The sequence below is a fragment of the Pseudomonas sp. SCT genome (assembly GCF_003864275.1).
GTDB classification, from domain to species: domain Bacteria; phylum Pseudomonadota; class Gammaproteobacteria; order Pseudomonadales; family Pseudomonadaceae; genus Stutzerimonas; species Stutzerimonas stutzeri_AE.
Genome location: NZ_BDJA01000002.1, coordinates 51,271 through 73,886, shown reverse-complemented (window position 1 = coordinate 73,886; position 22,616 = coordinate 51,271). Strand labels below are relative to the sequence as shown.

Sequence of the window (22,616 nt, the reverse complement as noted above, 5' to 3'; positions counted from 1 at the left end):
CTTACCCAACAACAACAAGAATCCATCTTCGTCTGACAGCCGCCAGGCTTGCAGCGAATCGTCGCGCCTGAACTTTGCTGTTTCAGGCGCGACGATGAATGATCCCTTGGATAACTGCTTGTTCTCAGAGCCAGGCCAGCGCTTTGGCCTTCGCCACCGCCTGGGTACGGCGCGCGACGCCCAGCTTCGTGTTGATCCTGCGCGCATGGGTCTTTACGGTATGTAGGGATATGAACAGCTGTTCGGCAATTTCCTGGTTCGAGCACCCCTGGGCGATCAGCCGCAACACCGTCAGTTCGCGGTTGCTGAGCACCGTTTCATCCGCTGCCGGGAGCGTCACTTCCGGCTCACGCTCGTAGCTCAGCAGCCGCTGCCGAAGCGATTCACCCTTCGCTGCGGGTAGCACTCGCGCCAGCCATTGCGGCTGCCGATACTGTAGTTCGTACAAGGGCTTTACCAGATGCTGACGCGCGGCCTCGCTGAGCGCCAGACGCAGCTCCAGCTCCGCCTCGGCAACCTGGCCATCGACCTGTAACGCTTCCGCCAGACTGAAACGACACTCGCATGCCAGCCCCAGACGCTGGGCAAGCAGGTTCTGCTCGATCTGCTCACGCAAGGCTATGATCGCTCGTGCTGGCTGTCCCTCGAGCACATCGATGACCGCCAGATAGCGACGCACCCGAGGCAACAGCTCGTAGAATCCGGACGGCGACAGGTAACCCCGTCCTTCATACAGTTCCAGTACCTGATACAGCGCACCACGCGCCTTGCGCAGCTCGCCCTGATGCAGCCAGGCCACACCGTTTATCAGAGGCAGGATGCCGCGGAATCTCGCCTCAGGTACATGTCGCCACTGAGACAGGCGCTCGGCGTCCCGCAGCCAGTGATAGGCGCAGGCAAACTCGTGACTGCGCGCGGCAAGCTCGGCAAGCCCGACATAACCGAAGAAACAGTAGGAATCACCGCAGGTTTCGGTCTCCGCCTTACCGAGCTGATATGCCTCCTGCGCCGGCTCGTCGAGCCCCTGGTAAGCCAGCAGATGCCCCTGCAGCAGTTGCAGCCTGCCGATGAGAGGGCTGCGCCGGACGGAGTCACGCAACGCCTGGAGTGTCTCGTTGAGCACGCCGACCGCACGCTCGAACTCACCGGTGAGCTCAAGCAACTGGATTCGATCGACGCTGAGCATCACTTCGTAGAGCACGCTGCCTTTCAGCCGTGCGAGCTTCATGCCTTCGCTGTTGTATTGCTGGGCAAGGTCGAGCTCACCTTCGGCCATCGCTTGCTGCGTAAGCACCTGATAACAGAGCACGCGCTGCGCCCAGGCGTGATCGGACAGTACCTCTAGCGCCTGCAAGCAGTTCTGGTGTGCCTCGGGCTCACCGCGCAGGCGGGCCAGAAACCCCCGAAGGGCCTGCCACTGAGCCAATAACTGGGCTTGCCGGCGCGCATCGGGTTGGGGGAAGAACTTGGCCAGCTCGGCCAGACAGTCATCCACTTCATCAAGTCGCGCCGAAATGATCAGCGCCCACCCCTGCAAGACGATCAGGCGCGTGGTGCTGGCGAACAGGTCCTGTGGCAGCTCGCTTCGCCATTTCAGAAAGCGCGATACGTTATCGCCGATCAGCAGCTGTTCCTGTCCGTAACGCTGCAAGTAGTTGGCAGCGACCTCAGGCTGGCCGGCCCATAGTGCATGCTCTACCGCCTCGCGCATCTCGCCGCGACTGGCGAACCACTGACAGGCACGCAGATGGGCCTGGGTCGGAGCGGTCGTTTCTGCGGAGCGCTGCAGCATCAGCGCCAGCGGCTTCCACAGGCGAAACCACTCACCGCAGTTATCGATCTGCCGAATGAAGAGCTGGAGCGTCTTGAGGATATCGAGGATTTCGCGACCAACACCGTCGAGCACATGGTCACAAAGCTCTGCCGAGAAACGCGGCATACGCGCCAGTGCCAGCATGGCCCGCCGCACTTCATCGCTCAGTCCAGCCATGACCTCACGCTGGACGTAATCACGCAGCAATGGCGTCCCGGCAACCAGACGCTCACGCAGCGCCTGCTCATCGGCGTGGAGCAACATCAGACAGACTCCAGCCGGCCACCCCTCCATCACATGATGCAATTGCTGAAAAGTATCGGACGAGAGCGTCAGACGATGGACGCTCAGGAGTTGCTCGAGCTCTTCGGCGGTGAACGCCAGCGCTTCCGCCTCCAGCTCCAGAAGGTGCCCTTGCAGCAGGAGCCGTGGAAGCTTCCACGCTGGCTGGCGGCGACTGGATACCCACCAACTGATTTGTGCCGGCCCCATGTCCAACAACATATCAATGCAAGCATCGAGTTCCGGGCTGTAATCACGCGGGTAGTCGTCGAGCATGATCCACAGCGGCTGCCGGACTTGTCGCAGCAGCGCCAGCATGTCGTTCTCGGAACGATCATCCTTGCCCGTCCGCTCCCCCAACGCATCGCTCAACTGGCCGTACAGCGCCTGAACCGTACATGCCCGCCCGCCGAGATCCAGCCACACCAGGCGTGTGCCCGGAGGCACCAAGCGCGCGCACTCGCTCATCAGCACGGTCTTGCCAAACCCGGCTGGAGCGCAGATCAGGCGCAGACGGCAATCGGTATCGAGCAGCGCACGAACCAGCCTGGGCCGGTCGATATGCAGCGGCGGCAGCCGAGGAATGGATGCGAGTTGCTCTACGGCACCTGCCTCTGCACTGAGCGCATCAGGAATGAAGCGTACGGACATGGCAAAGGTTCTCTTGTTCGAATCAGTCCATTGAAACACAGCGCGGTCTGTGCCAGGCATCGCGCTCGGTCGTTACCACGGGCAGCCGAAACGCCAGCCTTGTCGTTGCACACGTCGCATATTGGGCTCGGTGCTCCAGCGATGCGATCATCCTGACCTCGGGCACCGAATGGAAATTATCATCCACTGGTTCGCAGCAAAAAAAAAGGCGGCCACTTGGCCGCCTTATTCACAGGTTAAATGTCAGTCGATCAACGCACCCCTGCATTACGCAGAGCAGCCGGCGTGAAGTCCCGAGCGGAGGCACGATAGCCGTATTCGTGCGGCTTCTCCTCGTTGCTCATGCCGATCGCGATGTAGCGGCCGGAGATGATGTCGTAGAGCGCCTCGAACGCGTAAGCCGGCACTTTGTGCTGGTAGTACTGCAGCGAGTGGGCCTCGCCTACACGCCAAAGCTGACCACGACCGTCGTACAGCTCCGACTGGACGATGGTCCAGCTATCCTCGTCGACGAAGAAACGGCGCTTGGCGTAGATGTTGCGCTCGCCGCTCTTGAGCGTGGCTTCAATCTCCCAGACGCGGTGTAGCTCGTAACGCGCCAGATCCTGATTGACGTGGCCAGCCTTGATGACGTCGTCGTACTTCAGTTCGCTAGAGGCGATTTCATAGCTGTTGTACGGGATGTACAGCTCTTTCTTGCCGATCAACTTCCAGTCGTAGCGATCAGGTGCGCCGCTGAACATATCGAAGTTATCCGTGGTGCGCATACCGTCCGAAGCGGTACCCGGCCCGTCGTATGCAACTTGCGGCGCGCGGCGTACCCGACGCTGGCCAGCGTTGTAGATCCAGGCCTGACGGGGCTCCTTGACCTGATCCAGCGAATCGTGCACCAGCAGGACGTTCCCAGCCAGGCGAGACGGCGCTGTCACCCGCTGCTTGAAGAACAGCAGTGCGTTCTTGGCGCGCTCGGGATCCAGATCGGTCATACCCAGCGGGAACGCCACTTCGTCCTCGAAGTGGACCATGGTGTAGCTACCGTTGGTTTGCGGGGTAGCCTGGACGATATTGCGACGGACGTTGCCACCGCGATAGCGGGTGATATGGTTCCAAACCACTTCCAGACCATTCTTCGGAATCGGGAACGCGTAATAACGGCTGTCGGTGAAGTTGGCGATACCGTTGCCGCCCTCGACGAGCTCGGTATTCACCGCACTCTTCTTCGCTGCCTCGTAGATCTCATCCGGCACGGCGACCGAACGATGAGTCGGGAACACGCGAATCTTGTAGGTTTCCGGATAGCGCTTGAACATGGCCAGCTGACCTGCGGTCAGCTTGTCCTTGTACTGTTCGGCGTTCTGCGCGGTGATGACGAACTTCGGCTGCTCGTTCTTGAACGGATTGGTCAGATGCCCATTCTTGAGGGGGGCCGCGTCGGTCTTGAGACCACCGGTCCACTCAGGGATGCTGCCGTCGGCGTTACCAGCTTTTTCTGCGCCCAGCGGCGTCAGTGATGAACCGAGCTTGGCGGCTTCTTCTGGGGAAACGGCAGCCATCACACTGCTCGCGAGCAGAGAGAAGGCCAAGACACTGAATAGCTTTCTTGTTGTTTTCATACGATTCCAGTTCCTCTTGATCTTGTTATACGGCCGGAGGCCATGCCTACCACTATCGTCCGGCCGGCGCTTCCTCGCCGGCCGGACGTCAGGCTGATCTCCTTAGAAGTTCACGCCCACGCTGAACGCGAGGAAGTCGCGATCAACCAACGTATTGTAATCGCCGCCGAAGAAGTCGGTGTAGGACAGGCTGGCGGTGTACATGTTTTGGTATTCGGCATCCAGACCAATGCTGACCGCTTTGGAGCCTTCGTTGAACAGGCCGTTCGGGCCATAACCGTCAACATCGTGGGAGAACGACAGGTTGGGCTTGAAGTTGATGCCGGCAAAGACGTTGTCGTAGTCCGCAATGGCGCGCAGGCGATAACCCCAGGAGTTGGCGGTTACGAAGCCATCATTCCCATACTCTGGCGTATCCAGACCATAAATGGAGTCACGACCGTAACGAAGCTCGCTCTTACTTTCCAGCCCACCAACATGTGCATAGCCGATCTCACCCACTACGGTGACTCGCTGAGCGCCCAAGACCTGATCGAAGAAGTGCGTAAACGTGGTCTGTAGCTGAGTGACTTCCTTGCGGTTATAGCCCCGATGTTCGATACCCGCCTGGCCGATCGCACCCGCGAAGTCACCGGTAGCAATGGAACCGCCGATGCCGGTAGCAAGCAATCCGGTGGTATATGTAGAGTTGAGAGCTACCGGAAGGTTTGGCCTATAGCTGATTTCACCAGACCACGCTGTGCCTGTTGGCAAGGTCGTAGAAAAGCTTGCGCCATACAAGCGGATATCTTCCGGATACTCGAGATAGTACTCGCCGTTGCTTAGCAAAGCGGCAGATGCCAGGCCGCTGAAGGCCGCCCCTGATGGAAGCGGACCGCCTGGAGACGGAGTACCGAGAAGCCCTAACAACGCCTGGATCTCAGCGGCGGATGCATTCTGGTAGCCGACGGTTGGCGTACGGCTGTGGTAGTTCATGAAATACAGACCGTATTCGGCCACGTCACCCAGCCACCGAAACGCAAATCCATACTGGCCGGAATCTCGAGCATCCCGGTCACCACCACGCGGAACTGTTACACCTTCAGGCCCCACGATAATGCCTAGATCGTCCAGGCCGGCATAATAGTCGGCACCGATCAATGCATTTAGCTGATCAATCGTAACCCCAGCACCAATGATAGCGTCGCGCTGAGCAGCAGATAGGACCGTGTAATTATCATCGCAACCATCGGCTGCAACGTCATTACTGGCGAAGAAGGTGCCGCAATTGTCGATGATCGTTTGATCCCACTCGAGCTGATAGAACGCCTCCATGCTAAGTCGATCAGTCAGACTCTGCGAGACGTAGAGCATATTGACAGGAATCAGGCCTTCCTTGATTTCAGCACCGGGGCGACGGAAAGCGGCCGCATCCAATGGGTTGATTGAGTTGATGCTGTTACCAATAAAAGTACTTTCACCCCAGCTCACTACTTGCTTTCCGAGACGCACGGTCCCCGGCAAATCACCAATCGCATAGTTGTGATAAAGAAACGCGTCCAGAATCTGCGCACCCGATGATTGAGCCGCCTCTTTCCGGTTGCTGTCGCTGATATCCTTGAACAGACGGTTTTCATCCTTCAGTTCGAAGTCATACCAGTACTTACCACGAATAAAGGCGCCGCTATCGCGATAACGAAGCTCGAGATCATGGACACCTTTGAAAATCTTGGAAAAGGTTTCGCCCTTCTTGAAGTTAAGCCGCCCATCATCCCCTGTCTGGGTATAGCCAGTTCCTCCATTGGCCAAGCCGACCAGATCCATGTCCCTGTCCGCCATGGACCAGCTGGCACCGATGGACATCGCCGAGTCGAATTGCCCTTCGATTTCTCCGATATTGAAATTGACAGCGTAAGCCGGTGCGGCAGTGCCCAGCGCGACGGCGAGAGCTAGAGACTTCGGCTGGAAGATTCCTTGCCTTGTTGTTTTTGTCATGAGGCGCTCCTGGTTGGTTCGAAGTGCGTCAACCCTACCCAGACACCGGGGTAGGGTTAAGCGCACTAAGGTTTGATTTAGCTTGTAATCCTTTAGTGTTAATAGCCTTTCCAGCAGTGGCTTTCAGCGTGATTGCGCGGAGCCATGCCCTTTAAGGTCCAAATCAGCTTAGCCGTGAATGCCAGGGCCGCAAAGCCCGATCCAGAGCCTTTCAGCTTGCAAGATAGGAGAATTGTCGGTCAGTTATCCTAAAGTTCAATTCATGAGCGCGATAACGCACACGAAACCCGCCGAATGAGTCGGACGACAAAGGCGCAGGCCGTCATTCAGCCAACCAAAGGAAATGGCCAACACACGCGAAAAACGGAAAGGAGGGCGTTACCGCAACTATGAGGTGGGGCGAAAGGAAACAGACGGACCGGCGTGTACGCTTTGGTTCGCTGGAATTGCCGCGTCGGTCAGCAGCGGAGGGCCGCCCGAGCGCTGCTCGGCGCCCATTGCGTCACAGCGTCACAGCTGCGAAGCGCACCCCGCCACTGGTGCGCACGCATGCCTTTCTAAGCGGGACGCGCTGCCCAAAATTGGCTACCTATAGCCCTTTCACCGCATAGATTCCCGGTGCGTTGCGCCAGTAACCCTTGTAATCCATGCCGTACCCAAAGATGTAGCGATCAATACAGCTGAGGCCAACGTAATCGGCTTTGAGATCCGGACGCGCCTTACGCTGATGATCCTTGTCGATCAGCACCGCTGTATGCACCGCGGCGGCGCCCGCGTGGCGACAAAAATCGATGATCGCACCCAGGGTGTGTCCTTCATCCAGGATGTCATCGATGATCAGCACGTCGCGATCGATGAAGGAGATTTCCGGCTTGGCTTTCCAGAAGAGCTCGCCACCGCTGGTTTCATTGCGATAACGGGTGGCATGCAGGTAGGACAGTTCGAGCGGGAAGTTCAGCTTAGGGACGAGCTTGCCGGAAAAGATCAGACCGCCATTCATGACGCAGAAGACCACAGGATTGCGGTCGGCCAGCTCGCCGTTGATCGTTTCGGCGACCTGGCTGATTGCCGCTTCTACCTGCTCTTCGGTGTACAGGCAGTCAGCCTCGGCCATGACTTGGCGGATATGTGCGAGATCGACGGACATGATGCGATTCCCCTCAGAAAGATGAGTGTTAGAGCGCCAATTGAGCCTGGCAACTCGCGCGGTTGAATCGCCGTATCCTGAACAGCGAAAAACCTGACCGAACAGCCCACTTTCAGCCGTCCGCGAAAGGGCGTGGAAGATACCCACCCCCGCGGGCTGCAGCAAGTCTGCCGGTCGAATGACGCGCGAATAGCCGCTGACTCGACGATGCTTTAATCTAAGCCGGTTTATTTGCCCGCCGGAGCCCACAATGCCCATTCGAGAGATCCGCCATCCGCTGATCCGCCACAAGCTCGGCCTGATGCGCCGCGCCGACATCAGCACCAAAAACTTCCGTGAACTGGCTCAGGAAGTGGGCTCGATCCTCACTTATGAAGCAACTTCTGATCTGCCGCTGGAACACTACAGCATCGACGGCTGGTGCGGCCCGGTGCAGGTCGAGAAGATATCCGGCAAGAAGATCACCGTCGTACCCATCCTGCGTGCGGGCATAGGCATGCTCGACGGCGTGCTCAGCCTGATCCCGGGTGCCAAGGTCAGCGCGGTAGGCATCGCCCGCAACGAAGAAACGCTGCAGGCGCAGACCTATTTGGAAAAACTGGTTCCGGAAATCGAACAGCGCCTGGCCATCATCATCGACCCGATGCTCGCCACCGGCGGCTCGATGGTCGCCACCATCGACATGCTGAAGAAGGCCGGTTGCAAGGAAATCCGTGCTTTGGTGCTGGTCGCCGCCCCGGAAGGCATCGCCGCTGTGGAAAAAGCACACCCGGACGTGCTGATTTTCACGGCATCCATCGATGAGCGTCTCGACGAACACGGCTACATCGTCCCGGGCCTGGGTGACGCTGGCGACAAGATCTTCGGCACCAAGCAGAAGGACATCTGAGCATGTCGCATACCGACGAGCCGCTTGGCCGGCAGGTACTGGCCGGCGCACAGATGCTGTTCGTGGCCTTCGGCGCCCTGGTGCTGATGCCGCTGATCACCGGCATGGACCCCAACGTAGCGCTGTTTACCGCCGGCCTTGGCACCCTGCTGTTCCAGCTGATCACGCGGCGTCAGGTACCGGTATTCCTGGCCTCCAGCTTCGCCTTTATCGCACCGATCATTGCGGCTAAGGGTGAGTTCGGCCTGCCGGCGGTCATGGGTGGCGTGGTCGCTGCCGGACTTGTCTACATGCTGCTCGGCTTCGCGGTGCGCCTGAAGGGCCCCGGCTTCATCGATCGCCTGCTGCCGCCAGTGGTCATCGCCCCAGTGATCATTTCGATCGGTCTGGCGCTGTCACCTGTGGCGGTGAACATGGCCATGGGCAAGGCCGGTGATGGCAGCGCCCAGTTGATCCCCTACCAGACGGCGATGCTGATCTCGATGCCGGCACTTGTCACGACCCTGCTCGTAGCGGTGCTGGGCAAGGGCTTGTTTCGCCTGGTACCGATTCTCGCCGGCGTTGCCGTCGGCTACGGGCTGTCGTTTGCTTTCGGCGTGGTGGATACCAGCGGTATCGCGGCCGCACCCTGGCTAGCGATGCCGAACTTCGTCGCACCGGAGTTCAATATCGGCGCCATCCTGTTCATGGTGCCGGTCGCCCTGGCACCGGCCATCGAGCATATCGGCGGCGTGGTGGCCATCGGCAGCGTGACAGGCAACAACTACGTCAAGAAGCCAGGCTTGCACCGCACGCTACTGGGCGATGGCGTGGCCACCTCGGCAGCCGGCCTTTTCGGCGGCCCGCCGAATACCACCTATGCCGAAGTGACCGGCGCGGTGATGCTGACCAAGAACTACAACCCGAAGATCATGACCTGGGCGGCGGTATTCGCCATCGCCCTGGCCTTTATCGGCAAATTCGGCGCCGGCTTGCTGAGCATTCCGGTTCCGGTGATGGGTGGCATTCTCTGTCTGCTGTTCGGCTCGATTGCCGTAGTGGGTCTGAGCACGTTGATTCGTCATCAGGTCGACCTGTCCGAGGCACGCAACCTCATTATCGTTTCGGTGACACTGGTGTTCGGCATCGGCGGCATGGCGTTCGGCTACGGTGAATTCACCCTGTCCGGCATCTCGCTGTGCGCGATCATCGCCCTGCTGCTCAACCTCCTGCTCCCCGGCGGGGATGGTTGGCGCAACAAGCAGCTGAACGAAGATTTGTAAAAGCATGGCACCGGCTTTGCTGGTGCCACCACTCGGCGCCCTGAGTGGGCGCCCGGTCGAACGTATCGACTAAACTGGCACGATGAACGATTCGACCATTCCCCACCAACAACTCGAAGACACCAGCGTGAGCTGCGCCACCTGCGCGGCCTGCTGCTGTCGACTCGAAGTGTTGCTGTTCAGCGATACCGGCGTTCCGCAGCGCTATATCGACACCGACAGCTGGGGCGGCGAAGTCATGCTGCGCCTGGAGGATGGCTGGTGCGCGGCGCTTGATCGGGACAGCATGCGCTGCACGATCTACGAAAACCGGCCATTGATCTGCAGGGAGTTCGAACTGGGATCAGAGGATTGCCACGAAGAGCGCAAGGGCAGCGCCACGGCATATGGCTGAACGCTATTGGCAGTGCAGGGCTGGCGAAACGCCCTGCAGCACCTAGAGAAAACTCGCTTAGAACGCCATGCGGTAATGCAGGGCGTAGCTTTCGACACCATCGTTCGGCTTCTTGATGCCGGCGTTGGAATAGTGGATTGCGCGCACGCCCACTTCGTGGCCACCGGCGAAGCGCAGGCCCGCACCGATCCGATCCTCGAACTGGAAAGACGAACCGAGACCGTTGCCCTCGACCTCGGTGTTCTCGAATGCCGCGACACCGATGCCTGCCTCGACATAGGGTTTCACCGATTCACCAGCGAACTCGTAGACGAAGACCGGGGCCAGCGAAATGCTGTGATTGCTCGACGATTCATCGCCCTCCCAGTAGGTATAACCGGCGTCCCAGTAGCCGGTCAGTCGGCCTACGCTGGTCTGGAACCAGCTGGTGCCGAAATCGAATTGCGCACCCAGGCGATAGGTCATGGTCGACTCGTCCGTCTGGCCGACCGCAACGGTAAAGTCTACGGCGTGGGCAGCCGCCATCGAACCTACTGAGAGTGCCGCCACTGCAGCCAGGGAGAACAGTTTTTTCATGAGAACTTCCTTATCAAACACTGCATTTGTTTGGTTTTTTGGTGCCAGCATATTTGAGAAACCCCGCTGCGCTTGGAGTTCCTAGCGGGGAAAAAACTCGACTTCCGCGTTTTCGCCCCAAAGTATAGGCAACACACTGGCCATTCGCCGCGGATCGCCGCTGCAATAGAAGCGCTCGGAGGCCACCCCGCTGGCGAGCAGATGGCGCTCCGCCAGCAGATCACGCAAGTGTCGCGCGACGGCTGCTCCGGTATCAATCAGGCGGACGCTTCCAGGCAGTAGCTCGCCGAGCAGCGGCCTTATAAAGGGGTAATGCGTGCAACCCAGAATCAGCGTGTCGCAGCCTTGTGCCAGCAGCGGCCCGACCCACGTCATCAGCATGGCGCGCGTTTCGGCACTGCTCAGATCGCCTGCCTCGATGCGCTCGACCAAACCGGGACACGGCTGAGTGATCACCCGTACATCTGCGGCAAAGCGATCGAGCAACGCGGCAAAGCGGGCGCTCTTCAGCGTTCCGGTGGTCGCCAGCACGCCGACGACACCACTTCGCGTGGCCTGGGCGGCGGGCTTGACGGCCGGTTCCATGGCGATGATGGGCAATTGCGGATACAGCTCGCGCAATTCGGTGACGCCAGCGGCGGTCGCGGTATTGCAGGCCACCACCAGCGCCTTCGCGCCCTTCTCGACAAAAAAGGCCGCAATGACACGGCAGCGCTCACGGATGTAGTCCGGGCTCTTTTCGCCATAGGGGACATGGGCGCTGTCGGCGAGATAGAGTAGCGACTCATGCGGCAGGCGCTGCCGGATCTCACGCAGCACCGAGAGCCCGCCTACTCCGGAGTCGAAGACGCCGACCGGTGCTGCGCAGTCAGCCATGGCTTGCGCCACACACCGCACAATGTGGATCGCGCTTGACCCGCAACTCACGGAAGCGACTGGACAGCGCATCGATCAGTAGCAGTCGACCAATCAGCGGCTCGCCGAAGCCAACCAGCAGCTTGAGCGCTTCCAACGCCTGCAGGCTGCCAACCATGCCCACCAGCGGCCCCACTACACCGGCTTCGCTGCAGGTCAGCTCGGCTTCGCTACCGTGCCCATAGAGGCAGTGGTAGCAGGGGCTCGTTTCGACTCGCGGATCGAACACCGAAAGCTGCCCCTCAAGACGGATCGCCGCGCCGCTGACCAGCGGCTTTTTCGCTTTCACGCATGCGGCGTTCACCGCTTCGCGAATGCCGAAGTTGTCCGTGCAATCGAGCACCAGATCGACCCGCTCCACTGCCGCATCCAGGGAATCGGCGTCCAACCCGCTGCGATACGGCACCAGCTGTACATGGGGGTTCAGCGCCCCCAGCCGGGCCATGGCCGAGTCGACCTTGTGCAGGCCAAGCGAGGGCGTGTCGTGAGCGATCTGCCGCTGCAGATTGGTAAGATCCAGCGCATCGAAGTCGGCCAGGTGCAGCTCACCGACACCAGCGGCCGCCAGATAGAGCGCTACCGGCGAGCCCAACCCGCCAAGCCCGACGATCAGCACGCGACTCTGTTTGAGGCGCAACTGGCCGTCGATATCGACCTGCTTGAGCAGGATCTGCCGGCTGTAGCGCAGCAGCTCTTCGTCACTCAGCATCCAAGCACCTCACAAAACGCAATCATGGCAGGCGGCCAAGGCTGATGCGCTCATGCCCACCCAGATCGAGCCGGCTTTGCACATCCTCGAAACCGCGGGAAAGCAAAAGCATGTGCACCGCCTCAGCCTGATCGTAACCGTGCTCCAGCAGCAACCAGCCACCCGACTGCAGGTGCGCCGCCGCCTGGGCGATGATCGTGCGGATGTCGTCCAGGCCATCCGCACCCGCGATCAGCGCACTCTGCGGCTCGAAGCGGACATCGCCCTGCAGCAGGTGCGGGTCGCTGGCCGGAATATAGGGTGGATTGCTGACGATCATCTGGAACCGCTCCCCGTTCAGACCGGCAAACCAGTCGCTCAGGGTGAACGCAGCGTTGTGCAGTCCGAGCCGCAGCCGGTTGCGCTCAGCCAGCCTCACGGCGGCCTCGATACGGTCCACACCGCAGACCTGCCACGCCGGCCGCTCGGTCGCCAGAGCCAGCGCAATCGCGCCGGTGCCAGTGCCCAGATCGAGCACCCGGGCCGGTGCAGCGGAGAGCAGTTGCAGCGCGGTCTCCACCAGCAGTTCGGTGTCAGGCCGGGGGATCAGCGTATCCGCTGCCACTTCAAGTTCCAGACTCCAGAAGCCCTGGCGCCCGAGAATGTAGGCGACCGGTTCACCCTGACGCCTCCGTGCGAGATCAGCAGCAAAGCGCGAGGCGCACTCTGCCGGCACCTCGCGCTCCGGCCAGGTGCGCAGATAGCTGGTCGACTTGTTCAGGGCGGCCGCGAGCAACCATTCGGCATCCAGCCTGGCGCTCGGCGAGTCCGGCAGATCGGCACTTTGCAGCAGGGACTCGATGGTTGGCATGAGGTGCTCTTAGCGCGGAGCGCAGCGAAAAGGATCAGTCGCCCAGCGCGGCCAGCTGGTCGGCCTGGTATTCCTGCAACAGCGGCTCGATGACCTGCTCCACGGCGCCGCCGATCACTTCGTTGAGCAAATACAGCGTCAGGTTGACGCGATGGTCGGTGACCCGGCCCTGGGGGAAATTGTAGGTACGGATACGTTCGGAGCGATCCCCGGAGCCGACCAGCAACTTGCGCGTCTCGGAGATTTCCTTGTGCGCCGCGGCGTCCTGGCGGTCCTGCAGCTTGGCGGCGAGCCAGGCCATGGCCTTGGCGCGGTTCTTGTGCTGCGAACGCTCTTCCTGACACTCGACCACAATGCCAGTGGGCAGGTGCGTGATACGAATCGCCGAGTCGGTCTTGTTGACGTGCTGACCGCCGGCGCCGGAGGAGCGATAGGTGTCGATACGCAGCTCGGCCGGATTGATCTCCACCGCCGCCTGCTCATCCGGCTCCGGTAACACCGCCACGGTGCAGGCGGAGGTGTGAATGCGTCCCTGGGATTCGGTCTCCGGCACGCGCTGCACGCGGTGCGCGCCGGATTCGAACTTGAGCTTGGCGTAGACGTTGTCACCCTCGACGCGGGAAATCACTTCCTTGTAGCCGCCGTGCTCGCCCTCACTCTCGGAGAGGATCTCGACGCGCCAGCCCTGCTTCTCGGCATAGCGCGAATACATGCGGAACAGATCGCCGGCAAAGATCGCCGCCTCGTCGCCGCCGGTGCCGGCGCGGATCTCGAGGAACACGTTGCGCCCGTCGTTGGGGTCCTTGGGCAGCAGCATTCGCTGCAGGTTGGCTTCAAGCGTCTCGAGCTGGGCCTTGGCTTCGGCAACCTCCTCCTCGGCCATCTCGCGCATGTCGGGATCACTGTCCTTGAGCAGCGCCTGAGCGCCCTCGAGATCCTGCTGAACCTTGCACAGCTGCCGATAGGCGACGATCACCGGCTCGACTTCGGCGTACTCGCGGGAATAGGCGCGAAAACGGCTTTGATCGCTGATGACTTCGGCGTCGCCGAGCAGTGCGGTGAGTTCTTCGAAACGGTCCTGCAGGATGTCCAGCTTGTTCAGCAGCGAAGCTTTCATGGTTTTTCCGTGCCCTCGTGCAGGGCGAAGAGTTCCTGGGCCATGCTCAGCGCCTCGACGCGGCCCTCGGCTGAGAGTTTCTTCAGTTGCACGCTGGGTGCATGCAGCAGTTTGTTGGTCAGGCCACGGGCGAGCTGAACGAGAACCTCCTCGGCGCTGCCCCCATTGGCCAGCAGACGCTGAGCCTTGCTCAGCTCGTCGTCGCGAATGCGCTCGGCGTGCTGCCGGTAGGCCTTGAGCACATCAACTGCGGCCAGCTCGCGCAGGCGCTGCATGAAGTCCTCGGTGCCAGCCGCGACCAGCTCCTCGGCGGCTTGGGCCGCGCCCTGGCGACTCTTGAGGTTCTCCGCAACCACCTCATGCAGATCATCGACCGTGTACAGATAGACGTCGTCCAGCTCGCCGACCTGCGATTCGATGTCCCGCGGCACGGCGATATCGACCATGAACATCGGCTTGTGCTTGCGTCGCTTCAGCGCCTGTTCGACCGCGCCCTTGCCGAGAATCGGCAGCTGGCTGGCGGTGGAACTGATGACGATGTCGCTGTTGTGCAACTCGTCCGGGATATCGGCAAGCAGGATCGCCTGCGCCCCTAGCTCGGCGGCCAGCGCGCTGGCCCGCTCGAGGGTGCGGTTGGCGACCACGATCTTCTTCACGCCCTGCTCGTGCAGATGGCGCGCGACCAGGGTGATGGTCTCACCGGCGCCGATCAGCAGGGCCTGGCTGCGTTGCAGATTGCTGAAGATCTGCCGCGCCAGACTGACCGCGGCAAACGCCACCGAAACCGGGTTCTCGCCGATGGCGGTGTCGGTGCGCACGGTCTTCGCGGTGCTGAAGGTGGCCTGAAACAACCGGCCAAGCAGAGGCCCGACGCTGCCGGCCTCACGGGCGACCGCATAGGCCGACTTCATCTGCCCGAGAATCTGCGGTTCGCCCAGCACCAGCGAGTCGAGCCCGGAGGCGACGCGCATCATGTGGCGTACGGCCTGATCGTCGACATGCACATAGGCGCATGCCTTGAGCTCGTCGAGGCTGAGACGGTGATAATTGGCCAGCCAGGCGAGCACGGCATCGGCCTCGACCTGATCCTGTTGCAGATACAGCTCGCTGCGATTGCAGGTCGAGAGGATCGCCGCTTCGCGGGTCGGAGTGACGCGGCACAGTTGCCGCAAGGCCTCGACCATCTGGTCGGGCGTGAAGGCTACGCGCTCGCGGACGTCCACCGAAGCGGTCTTGTGATTAATGCCAAGCGCGAGGAAAGCCATGCAGAATCGCTGATTCGATAACAGAGCGCGCAATTCTCCTACTTCGTCAGATGGAGAACAACCATTGCCCTCGATTGTCGGATTCGATTGGTACTGCCAATCAGCTACCGAACCGGCCTGCGCGCCTCCCAGGGCCCATGGGCTTGACCTGCGGCTTGTGTCATCATGCCGCGACCGCACACCAGCCGTACATTTCCCCTATGAAAAAACTCGCCGCACTTGCCGCCCTGCTGTTTATCGGCGGCTGCCAGACCTTCACGCAGCAAGCCCCCGAAAGCAGTCCGCCGGTCGAGGACGCTGCCCAGGAGAGCTCCGCCAGCGACGCGGCAGAGTACGGCTCGTTCAGTCGCCAATCCCTCTATGCACTTCTGGTCGCAGAGCTTGCCGGCCAGCGCAACCGCTTCGACATTGCCCTGGGCAATTACGTACAGCAGGCGCATGCGACACAGGACGCCGGCGTCGCCGAACGCGGATTCCGTATCGCCGAATACCTTGGCGCAGACCAGGCGGCGCTGGATACCGCAATGATCTGGGCGCGCAACGCCCCCGACAGTCTCGACGCACAGCGCGCCGCAGCCGTGCAGCTGGCCCGCGCCGGGCGTTACGAAGAATCGCTCGAGTTCATGGAGAAGGTTCTGCAGGGCCAGGGCGACACTCATTTCGATTTCCTCGCCCTTTCGGCCTCGGAAACCGACCCGGACACCCGCGCCGGTCTGCTGCAAAGCTTCGACAAGCTGTTGGTCAAACACCCCGACAATCCACAGCTCTCCTTCGGCAAGGCCGTGCTGCTGCAACAGGATGATCGCAGCGAGGAAGCACTGGCGCTGCTGCAGAAGCAGCCAGATAAGGAACGGCAGATTCCGTCGATCCTGCTCGAAGCACGCCTGCTGCACAGCTTGCAGCGCAGCGACGAAGCGATCCCGCTGCTCGAGCGAAGCCTGCGCCAGCACCCCGAGGACAAGCGTCTGCGCCTGACCTATGCACGCCTTCTGGTGGAACAGGAGCGCCTGGAAGACGCCATGGGCGAGTTCGCCACCCTCGTCCAGCAGCACCCCACCGACGACGACCTGCGCTTTTCCATGGCGCTGGTCTGCATGGAGGCCGAAGCCTGGCGTGAGGCCACCGTCTACCTGGAAGAATTGATCGAGCGCGGCAGCCATGTCGACGCTGCCTATTTCAATCTAGGCCGCGCCTACCAAGCCATGGGGCGAAACGCCAAGGCCCTGGATGCGCTGGCCCAGGTCGGCCCGGGCAATGAATACCTGCCGGCGAAGCTGCTGCAGAGCCAGCTGCTCTACTCCGCCAAGCGCGACCAGGAAGCCTCTGCAGTCCTCGCCGACGCGCGCCAGCGGCAGCCCGACTATGCCATTCAGCTGTACCTGATCGAGATCGAAGCACTCTCGGAACACAATCGCCTCGAGCAGGCGTGGAAACTGGCCGAGCAGGCACTCGAAGACTTCCCCGACGACCTCAACCTGCTCTATACCCGTGCCATGCTCGCGGAAAAGCGCGGCGATCTGGCCCAGCTGGAACGAGACCTGCGCTTCATCATCGAGCGTGAGCCGGACAATGCCATGGCCCTCAACGCACTCGGCTACACCCTGGCCGATCGTACCAATCGCCATGACGAGGCCTTGCAGCTGATCGAGCAGGCCTACCAGCTCAACCCCGACGACCCGGCAATCCTCGACAGTCTCGGCTGGGTCAACTTCCGCCTGGGCAACCTGACCGAGGCAGAAGCTCTACTGCGCAAGGCTCTGCAGCGCTTCCCCGACCACGAGGTAGCGGCACACCTGGGTGAAGTGCTGTGGACCATGGGTGAACGCAGCGAGGCCCGCGCGGTCTGGGCCAAGGCACTCAAACTACAACCCGACAGCGAGATCTTGCGCGAAACGCTCAAGCGGCTGACCGGATCGGAGAAGCCCTGACTCATGTCCTTGCTGAAAAAACTCGTCACCCCCTGCCTGGCCCTGCTACTCGCCGGCTGCGCCGGCATGGGCCCGCAGGAATCGGTCGAAGGCCCCGGCAACGCCGCCGCCTGGAAAGAACACCGCAGCCAACTCGAGACGCTCGACGGTTGGCAGATCAGCGGCAAGATCGGCATTCGCGCCCCCCAGGAATCCGGCAGCGGCACGCTGTTCTGGCTGCAACGCCAGGACTATTTCGACATTCGCCTGTCCGGCCCTCTAGGCCGCGGCGCCACGCGGCTCACCGGCAGGCCGGATGCCGTATCGCTGGAAGTGGCCGGCCAGGGTCGCTTCGAAGCGGAGTCCCCGGAAGCGCTGGTCGAAGCGCAGCTCGGCTGGCAGCTGCCGGTGTCCCACCTGCTCTGGTGGGTGCGCGGACTGCCGGCGCCGGACAGCCGCAGCCGTCTGAGCCTGGATAGCGAGAGCCGCCTGGCCCGCCTGGAGCAGGACGGCTGGCAGGTCGAGTACCTGGCCTATGCCGAACACAACGGCTTCGTCCTGCCCGAACGCATCCGCCTGCAAGGCCGCGACCTGCAAATCACCCTGGTGGTCAAGGACTGGCAGCCGAGACGGCTGGGCCGCTGAATGCAGACACTCACCCTGCCAGCGCCGGCCAAGCTCAACCTGATGCTGCACATCACCGGCCGCCGCGCCGATGGCTATCACGAGTTGCAGACGCTATTCCAGTTTCTCGACCACGGCGACGAGCTCGGCTTCCGCCTGCGTGAAGACGGCGAAATCCGTCTGCATACCGAGCTCCCCGGCGTCGACCACGACAGCAACCTGATCGTCCGTGCGGCGCGCCTGCTGCAGCGCACCAGCAACTGCTCGCTCGGCGCAGACATCACCCTGCTCAAACGCCTGCCCATGGGTGGCGGCATCGGCGGCGGCAGCTCCGACGCAGCGACCACCCTGCTCGGTCTCGACTACCTGTGGAATCTGCACCTCGGCGAAGAGCGCCTCGCCGAACTGGGGCTCAGCCTGGGCGCCGATGTACCGGTGTTCGTCCGCGGCCGCGCGGCGTTTGCGGAGGGGGTTGGCGAGCGCCTGCAACCGGTCGATTTACCCGAGCCATGGTTCCTCGTAATCGCGCCGCAAGTCTCTGTTAGTACAGCGGAAATATTTGCCGACCCAGAGTTGACACGTAATACCCCGGCCATTACAGTTCGCAGCCTTCTTGCAGGGGGCGGTCATAATGACTGTCAGCCGGTCGTCGAGAAGCGTTATCCAGAAGTTCGTAACGCTTTGAGCTTGTTGAACAAATTCGTTCCGGCAAGCATGACTGGCACTGGAGCTTGTGTGTTTGGGAGCTTCCCAAACGAAGGCGAGGCTGATAAAGTCCGCCGCCAACTTCCAGACACTTTGCCAAGTTTCGTGGCCCGCGGTCGTAACGTTTCGATGTTGCACCGATGGCTTGAAAAACTGGCGCAGGAAGTAAGTGCGTAGCACACAGGTTGTACGATACAGGGGCGTCGCCAAGCGGTAAGGCACCAGGTTTTGATCCTGGCATGCGTTGGTTCGAATCCAGCCGCCCCTGCCATAACCTCCCAAGGTTCGTATGATCGAAAGCGCACTGGATACGTAGAAGTTGACCCTACAGGGGCGTCGCCAAGCGGTAAGGCACCAGGTTTTGATCCTGGCATGCGTTGGTTCGAATCCAGCCGCCCCTGCCATACACTTGAAGCTGTTCAGAAGCTTGCCTTTTGAACAGCTTTTTATTCATCGGACCCACCCTCAGGCAGGTACTGCGCGTGTCCAAGATGATGGTCTTCACGGGGAACGCCAACCCCGACCTGGCCCGGCGTGTCGTACGTCAGCTGCATATCCCCCTCGGTGATGCCTACGTCGGAAAGTTCTCCGACGGCGAAATCAGTGTCGAGATCAACGAGAACGTTCGCGGTAAGGACGTCTTTCTGATCCAACCGACCTGTGCTCCGACCAACGACAACCTGATGGAACTGGTGGTACTGGCCGATGCCTTCCGCCGCTCCTCGGCGTCGCGAATCACCGCCGTGATCCCCTACTTCGGTTATGCCCGCCAGGATCGTCGCCCGCGCTCTGCTCGTGTGCCGATCAGCGCCAAGGTCGTGGCCGACATGCTCGACGTCGTTGGCGTCAACCGTGTTCTGACCGTCGACCTGCACGCCGACCAGATCCAGGGCTTCTTCGATATGCCGGTAGACAACATCTACGGCTCGCCGGTACTGGTCGACGACATCCAGGCTCAGCGCTTCGAGAACCTGATGATCGTTTCCCCGGATATCGGTGGTGTGGTCCGTGCCCGTGCCGTGGCCAAGTCCCTCGGGGTGGATCTGGCGATCATCGACAAGCGTCGGCCGAAGGCTAACCAGTCCGAAGTGATGCACATCATCGGTGATATCGAAGGCCGTACCTGCATCCTCGTCGATGACATGGTCGATACCGCCGGCACCCTGTGCCATGCAGCCAAGGCACTGAAGGATCATGGCGCCGCCAAGGTCTACGCCTACTGCACACACCCGATCCTGTCCGGCCGCGCCATCGAGAATATCGAAGGTTCGGTGCTCGACGAGCTGGTGGTGACCAACACCATCCCGCTGTCGGCAGCCGCACAGTCGTGCACCCGAATTCGCCAACTGGACATCGCGCCAGTGGTGGCTGAAGCGGTTCGCCGCATCAGCAATGCCGAATCGATCAGCGCGATGTTCCGCTAAGCGAAAGCTACGCAAATCGCACTGAACGTAATGTGCCCCGCCTCGCGCGGGGCTTTTTGCCCAACAGCCCGAGCGCTGGTCGCAAGCGCGACAGGTAATGTTGCTACTGGAGAATCACCATGAACGATTTCACTCTGAATGCCCAAGTGCGTTCCGACCTGGGGAAAGGTGCGAGCCGCCGCCTGCGTCGTAACGCCGCCCTGGTTCCGGCCGTCATCTACGGTGGCGACAAGGCCCCGCAGTCCATCAGCATCCTGGCCAAGGACTTCGCCAAGCTGCTGGAGAACGAAGCTTCCTTCAGCCACGTTCTGAACCTGAACGTCGATGGCCAGAACGAATCCGTTCTGATCAAGGCGCTGCAGCGTCACCCGGCCAAGAGCTTCGTGCTGCACGCTGACTTCGTTCGCGTCGTTGCCGGCCACAAGCTGACCGCTACCGTTCCCCTGCACTTCATCAACCAGGAATCTTCGGTTGGCGTGAAGAAGCAAGGCGGCGAGATCCTGCACAACCTGAACGAAGTCGAAGTTTCCTGCCTGCCGCAAGACCTGCCGGAATTCATCGAAGTCGACATGATCAACGTCGAAGTCGGCCAGGTTCTGCACATGACCGACATCAAACTGCCGAAAGGCGTTGAGCTGGTCGCCCTGGCCCACGGCAGCGACCTGCCGGTTGCCAACGTTCACGCTCCGCGCGTGAGCAAGGAAGACGCTCCGAAAGAAGAAGGCGCTGCCGAGTAATTCACTCGCATAGCCGAAGAAGAGGCCCCCGTCGTGACTGCCGTAAAACTGATCGTCGGCCTGGGAAATCCAGGCCCTGAATACGACCAGACCCGGCATAACGCGGGGGCTCTTTTCGTTGAGCGCCTGGCTGCCCGTGAAGGCGTCGTGCTCAGCAATGATCGCAAGTATTTCGGCCTGGTCGGCAAGTTCAGCCATCAGGGCGAAGATATCCGCCTGCTCATCCCCACTACCTACATGAACCGCAGCGGTCAGGCAGTGGCGGCATTGGCCGGCTTTTTCCGAATTCCCCCCGAGTCCATCCTGGTCGCCCATGATGAACTCGACATGCCCCCCGGCGTCGCCAAGCTCAAGCAGGGCGGCGGTCATGGCGGGCACAACGGGCTGCGCGACATCATCGCCAAGCTCGGTAATCAAAACAGCTTTCATCGCCTGCGCCTGGGTATCGGCCATCCGGGTCACGCCAGCCTGGTCAGCGGTTACGTGCTGGGGCGTGCGCCGCAAGCCGAGCGCGAAAAGCTCGACGCCAGCATCGACTTCGCGTTGGATGTTGTGCCGGAAATCCTGACCGGCGACTGGACTCGCGCCATGCAGCGCCTGCACAGCCAGAAGGCCTGAAACCTAACTCCGAGGCAAGATCACCATGGGATTCAACTGCGGCATCGTCGGTCTGCCCAACGTCGGCAAGTCCACCCTGTTCAACGCCCTGACCAAATCCGGCATCGCGGCGGAGAACTTCCCCTTCTGCACCATCGAGCCGAACAGCGGCATCGTGCCGATGCCCGATCCGCGTCTCGACGCGCTGGCGGCGATCGTCAAGCCGGAGCGGGTGATCCCAACCACCATGGAGTTCGTCGACATCGCCGGCCTGGTGGCAGGCGCCTCGAAGGGTGAAGGCCTGGGCAACAAGTTTCTCGCCAACATCCGCGAGACTGACGCCATCGCCCACGTGGTGCGCTGCTTCGAAGACGAAAATGTCATCCACGTCGCCAACAGCGTCGACCCCAAGCGCGACATCGAGATCATCGACCTCGAACTGATCATGGCCGACCTCGACAGCTGCGAGAAGCAGCTGCAGCGCGTCGCCCGTACCGCCAAGGGCGGCGACAAGGACGCGGTTGCGCAGAAAGGTCTGCTGGAAAAGCTGATCCCGCACCTCACCGAAGGCAAGCCGGCACGCAGCCTGCTGAAGAACTTCAGTGACGAGGAAAAGCGTCTGACCAAGACCTTCCACCTGCTGACCACCAAGCCGGTGATGTACATCGCCAACGTCGCCGAAGATGGCTTCGAGAACAACCCGCACCTGGACGTGGTCAACGCCATTGCCGAGGAAGAAGGCGCCATCGTCGTGCCGGTCTGCAACAAGATCGAAGCCGAGATCGCCGAACTGGACGATCTGGAAGAGATGCAGATGTTCCTCGACACCATGGGCATGGACGAGCCGGGCCTGAACCGTGTGATCCGCGCCGGTTACGAGCTGCTCAATCTGCAGACCTACTTCACCGCCGGGGTGAAGGAAGTCCGCGCCTGGACCGTGCGTATCGGCGCCACCGCCCCGCAGGCGGCCGCGGTGATCCACACCGATTTCGAGAAAGGCTTCATCCGCGCCGAAGTCATCGCCTATGACGACTTCATCCAGTACAAGGGCGAAGCCGGCGCCAAGGAAGCCGGCAAATGGCGCCTGGAAGGCAAGGAATACATCGTCAAGGACGGCGACGTGATGCACTTCCGCTTCAACGTCTAGTCCGTCAGCCACTCGGCT

Annotated in this window: 20 protein-coding genes and 2 tRNA genes; 12 read left to right on the top strand and 10 right to left on the bottom strand. The window is 61.3% G+C overall.

Annotation, left to right across the window (positions count from 1 at the left end; all coding sequences use genetic code 11):
• Nucleotides 1-124 precede the first annotated feature (124 nt).
• From BHD08_RS04735 to BHD08_RS04720, 4 genes are all read right to left on the bottom strand, one after another.
• A complete protein-coding gene (locus BHD08_RS04735) occupies nt 125-2,746 on the bottom strand; it encodes a LuxR C-terminal-related transcriptional regulator (RefSeq protein ID WP_125021003.1) in 2,622 nt (873 codons plus the stop codon).
• Nucleotides 2,747-2,997: 251 nt separating this feature from the next.
• A complete protein-coding gene (locus BHD08_RS04730) occupies nt 2,998-4,359 on the bottom strand; it encodes a DUF1329 domain-containing protein (RefSeq protein ID WP_125021002.1) in 1,362 nt (453 codons plus the stop codon).
• A 102-nt stretch (nt 4,360-4,461) separates the two neighbouring features.
• The gene (locus BHD08_RS04725) at nt 4,462-6,333 is read right to left on the bottom strand and encodes a DUF1302 domain-containing protein (RefSeq protein WP_125021001.1); all 1,872 of its coding nucleotides are present in this window, start codon (nt 6,331-6,333) and stop codon (nt 4,462-4,464) included.
• 589 nt (nt 6,334-6,922) lie between these two features.
• Nucleotides 6,923-7,480 (bottom strand): hypoxanthine-guanine phosphoribosyltransferase, encoded by a 558-nt coding sequence (locus BHD08_RS04720; protein ID WP_041016218.1) that lies wholly within the window; start codon nt 7,478-7,480, stop codon nt 6,923-6,925.
• A 250-nt stretch (nt 7,481-7,730) separates the two neighbouring features.
• Here BHD08_RS04720 and upp point away from each other — a divergent pair, with 250 nt between their 5' ends.
• From upp to BHD08_RS04705, 3 genes are all read left to right on the top strand, one after another.
• A complete protein-coding gene (upp, locus tag BHD08_RS04715) occupies nt 7,731-8,369 on the top strand; it encodes a uracil phosphoribosyltransferase (RefSeq protein WP_003284783.1) in 639 nt (212 codons plus the stop codon).
• Between the two features lie 2 nt (nt 8,370-8,371).
• Entirely contained in the window at nt 8,372-9,631 is a 1,260-nt protein-coding gene (locus BHD08_RS04710) for a uracil-xanthine permease family protein (RefSeq protein WP_125021000.1), read from the top strand.
• An 82-nt stretch (nt 9,632-9,713) separates the two neighbouring features.
• Nucleotides 9,714-10,025: a YkgJ family cysteine cluster protein gene (locus BHD08_RS04705; RefSeq protein WP_003284787.1), complete on the top strand. Its 312-nt coding sequence runs from the start codon at nt 9,714-9,716 to the stop codon at nt 10,023-10,025.
• A gap of 57 nt (nt 10,026-10,082) precedes the next feature.
• Here BHD08_RS04705 and BHD08_RS04700 read toward each other — a convergent pair whose 3' ends face one another.
• From BHD08_RS04700 to hemA, 6 genes are all read right to left on the bottom strand, one after another.
• Nucleotides 10,083-10,601 (bottom strand): acyloxyacyl hydrolase, encoded by a 519-nt coding sequence (locus tag BHD08_RS04700; protein WP_014819350.1) that lies wholly within the window; start codon nt 10,599-10,601, stop codon nt 10,083-10,085.
• Between the two features lie 81 nt (nt 10,602-10,682).
• Nucleotides 10,683-11,477: a glutamate racemase gene (murI, locus tag BHD08_RS04695; protein ID WP_125020999.1), complete on the bottom strand. Its 795-nt coding sequence runs from the start codon at nt 11,475-11,477 to the stop codon at nt 10,683-10,685.
• The gene (locus BHD08_RS04690; RefSeq protein ID WP_102820282.1) at nt 11,470-12,225 is read right to left on the bottom strand and encodes a molybdopterin-synthase adenylyltransferase MoeB; all 756 of its coding nucleotides are present in this window, start codon (nt 12,223-12,225) and stop codon (nt 11,470-11,472) included. Before BHD08_RS04690 ends, murI begins: the two co-directional genes overlap by 8 nt.
• Nucleotides 12,226-12,247: 22 nt before the next feature.
• A complete protein-coding gene (gene prmC, locus BHD08_RS04685) occupies nt 12,248-13,075 on the bottom strand; it encodes a peptide chain release factor N(5)-glutamine methyltransferase (protein WP_046622410.1) in 828 nt (275 codons plus the stop codon).
• Nucleotides 13,076-13,109: 34 nt separating this feature from the next.
• Nucleotides 13,110-14,192: a peptide chain release factor 1 gene (gene prfA, locus BHD08_RS04680; protein ID WP_125020998.1), complete on the bottom strand. Its 1,083-nt coding sequence runs from the start codon at nt 14,190-14,192 to the stop codon at nt 13,110-13,112.
• Nucleotides 14,189-15,457: a glutamyl-tRNA reductase gene (gene hemA, locus BHD08_RS04675; protein ID WP_014819346.1), complete on the bottom strand. Its 1,269-nt coding sequence runs from the start codon at nt 15,455-15,457 to the stop codon at nt 14,189-14,191. The genes prfA and hemA overlap by 4 nt, the downstream gene beginning before the upstream one ends.
• Nucleotides 15,458-15,657: 200 nt before the next feature.
• Here hemA and BHD08_RS04670 point away from each other — a divergent pair, with 200 nt between their 5' ends.
• From BHD08_RS04670 to ychF, 9 genes are all read left to right on the top strand, one after another.
• On the top strand, nt 15,658-17,385 hold the full coding sequence (locus BHD08_RS04670) for a tetratricopeptide repeat protein (RefSeq protein ID WP_125020997.1): 1,728 nt from the start codon (nt 15,658-15,660) through the stop codon (nt 17,383-17,385).
• Nucleotides 17,386-17,388: 3 nt separating this feature from the next.
• The gene (lolB, locus tag BHD08_RS04665; protein WP_106157812.1) at nt 17,389-18,009 is read left to right on the top strand and encodes a lipoprotein insertase outer membrane protein LolB; all 621 of its coding nucleotides are present in this window, start codon (nt 17,389-17,391) and stop codon (nt 18,007-18,009) included.
• On the top strand, nt 18,010-18,870 hold the full coding sequence (gene ispE, locus BHD08_RS04660; RefSeq protein ID WP_125020996.1) for a 4-(cytidine 5'-diphospho)-2-C-methyl-D-erythritol kinase: 861 nt from the start codon (nt 18,010-18,012) through the stop codon (nt 18,868-18,870).
• A gap of 19 nt (nt 18,871-18,889) precedes the next feature.
• Nucleotides 18,890-18,964 (top strand) — tRNA-Gln (locus tag BHD08_RS04655).
• Nucleotides 18,965-19,022: 58 nt separating this feature from the next.
• A tRNA-Gln gene (locus tag BHD08_RS04650) sits at nt 19,023-19,097 on the top strand.
• Nucleotides 19,098-19,175: 78 nt separating this feature from the next.
• Nucleotides 19,176-20,117: a ribose-phosphate pyrophosphokinase gene (locus BHD08_RS04645; RefSeq protein ID WP_003294564.1), complete on the top strand. Its 942-nt coding sequence runs from the start codon at nt 19,176-19,178 to the stop codon at nt 20,115-20,117.
• A gap of 119 nt (nt 20,118-20,236) precedes the next feature.
• Nucleotides 20,237-20,854, top strand: a complete 618-nt coding sequence (locus BHD08_RS04640; RefSeq protein ID WP_015275994.1) for a 50S ribosomal protein L25/general stress protein Ctc — start codon at nt 20,237-20,239, stop codon at nt 20,852-20,854.
• A gap of 33 nt (nt 20,855-20,887) precedes the next feature.
• The gene (gene pth, locus BHD08_RS04635) at nt 20,888-21,472 is read left to right on the top strand and encodes an aminoacyl-tRNA hydrolase (RefSeq protein WP_125020995.1); all 585 of its coding nucleotides are present in this window, start codon (nt 20,888-20,890) and stop codon (nt 21,470-21,472) included.
• Between the two features lie 25 nt (nt 21,473-21,497).
• Nucleotides 21,498-22,598 carry a redox-regulated ATPase YchF gene (ychF, locus tag BHD08_RS04630; RefSeq protein WP_125020994.1) on the top strand — a complete coding sequence of 367 codons (1,101 nt, stop codon included), beginning with the start codon at nt 21,498-21,500 and terminating at the stop codon, nt 22,596-22,598.
• Nucleotides 22,599-22,616: the final 18 nt, after the last annotated feature.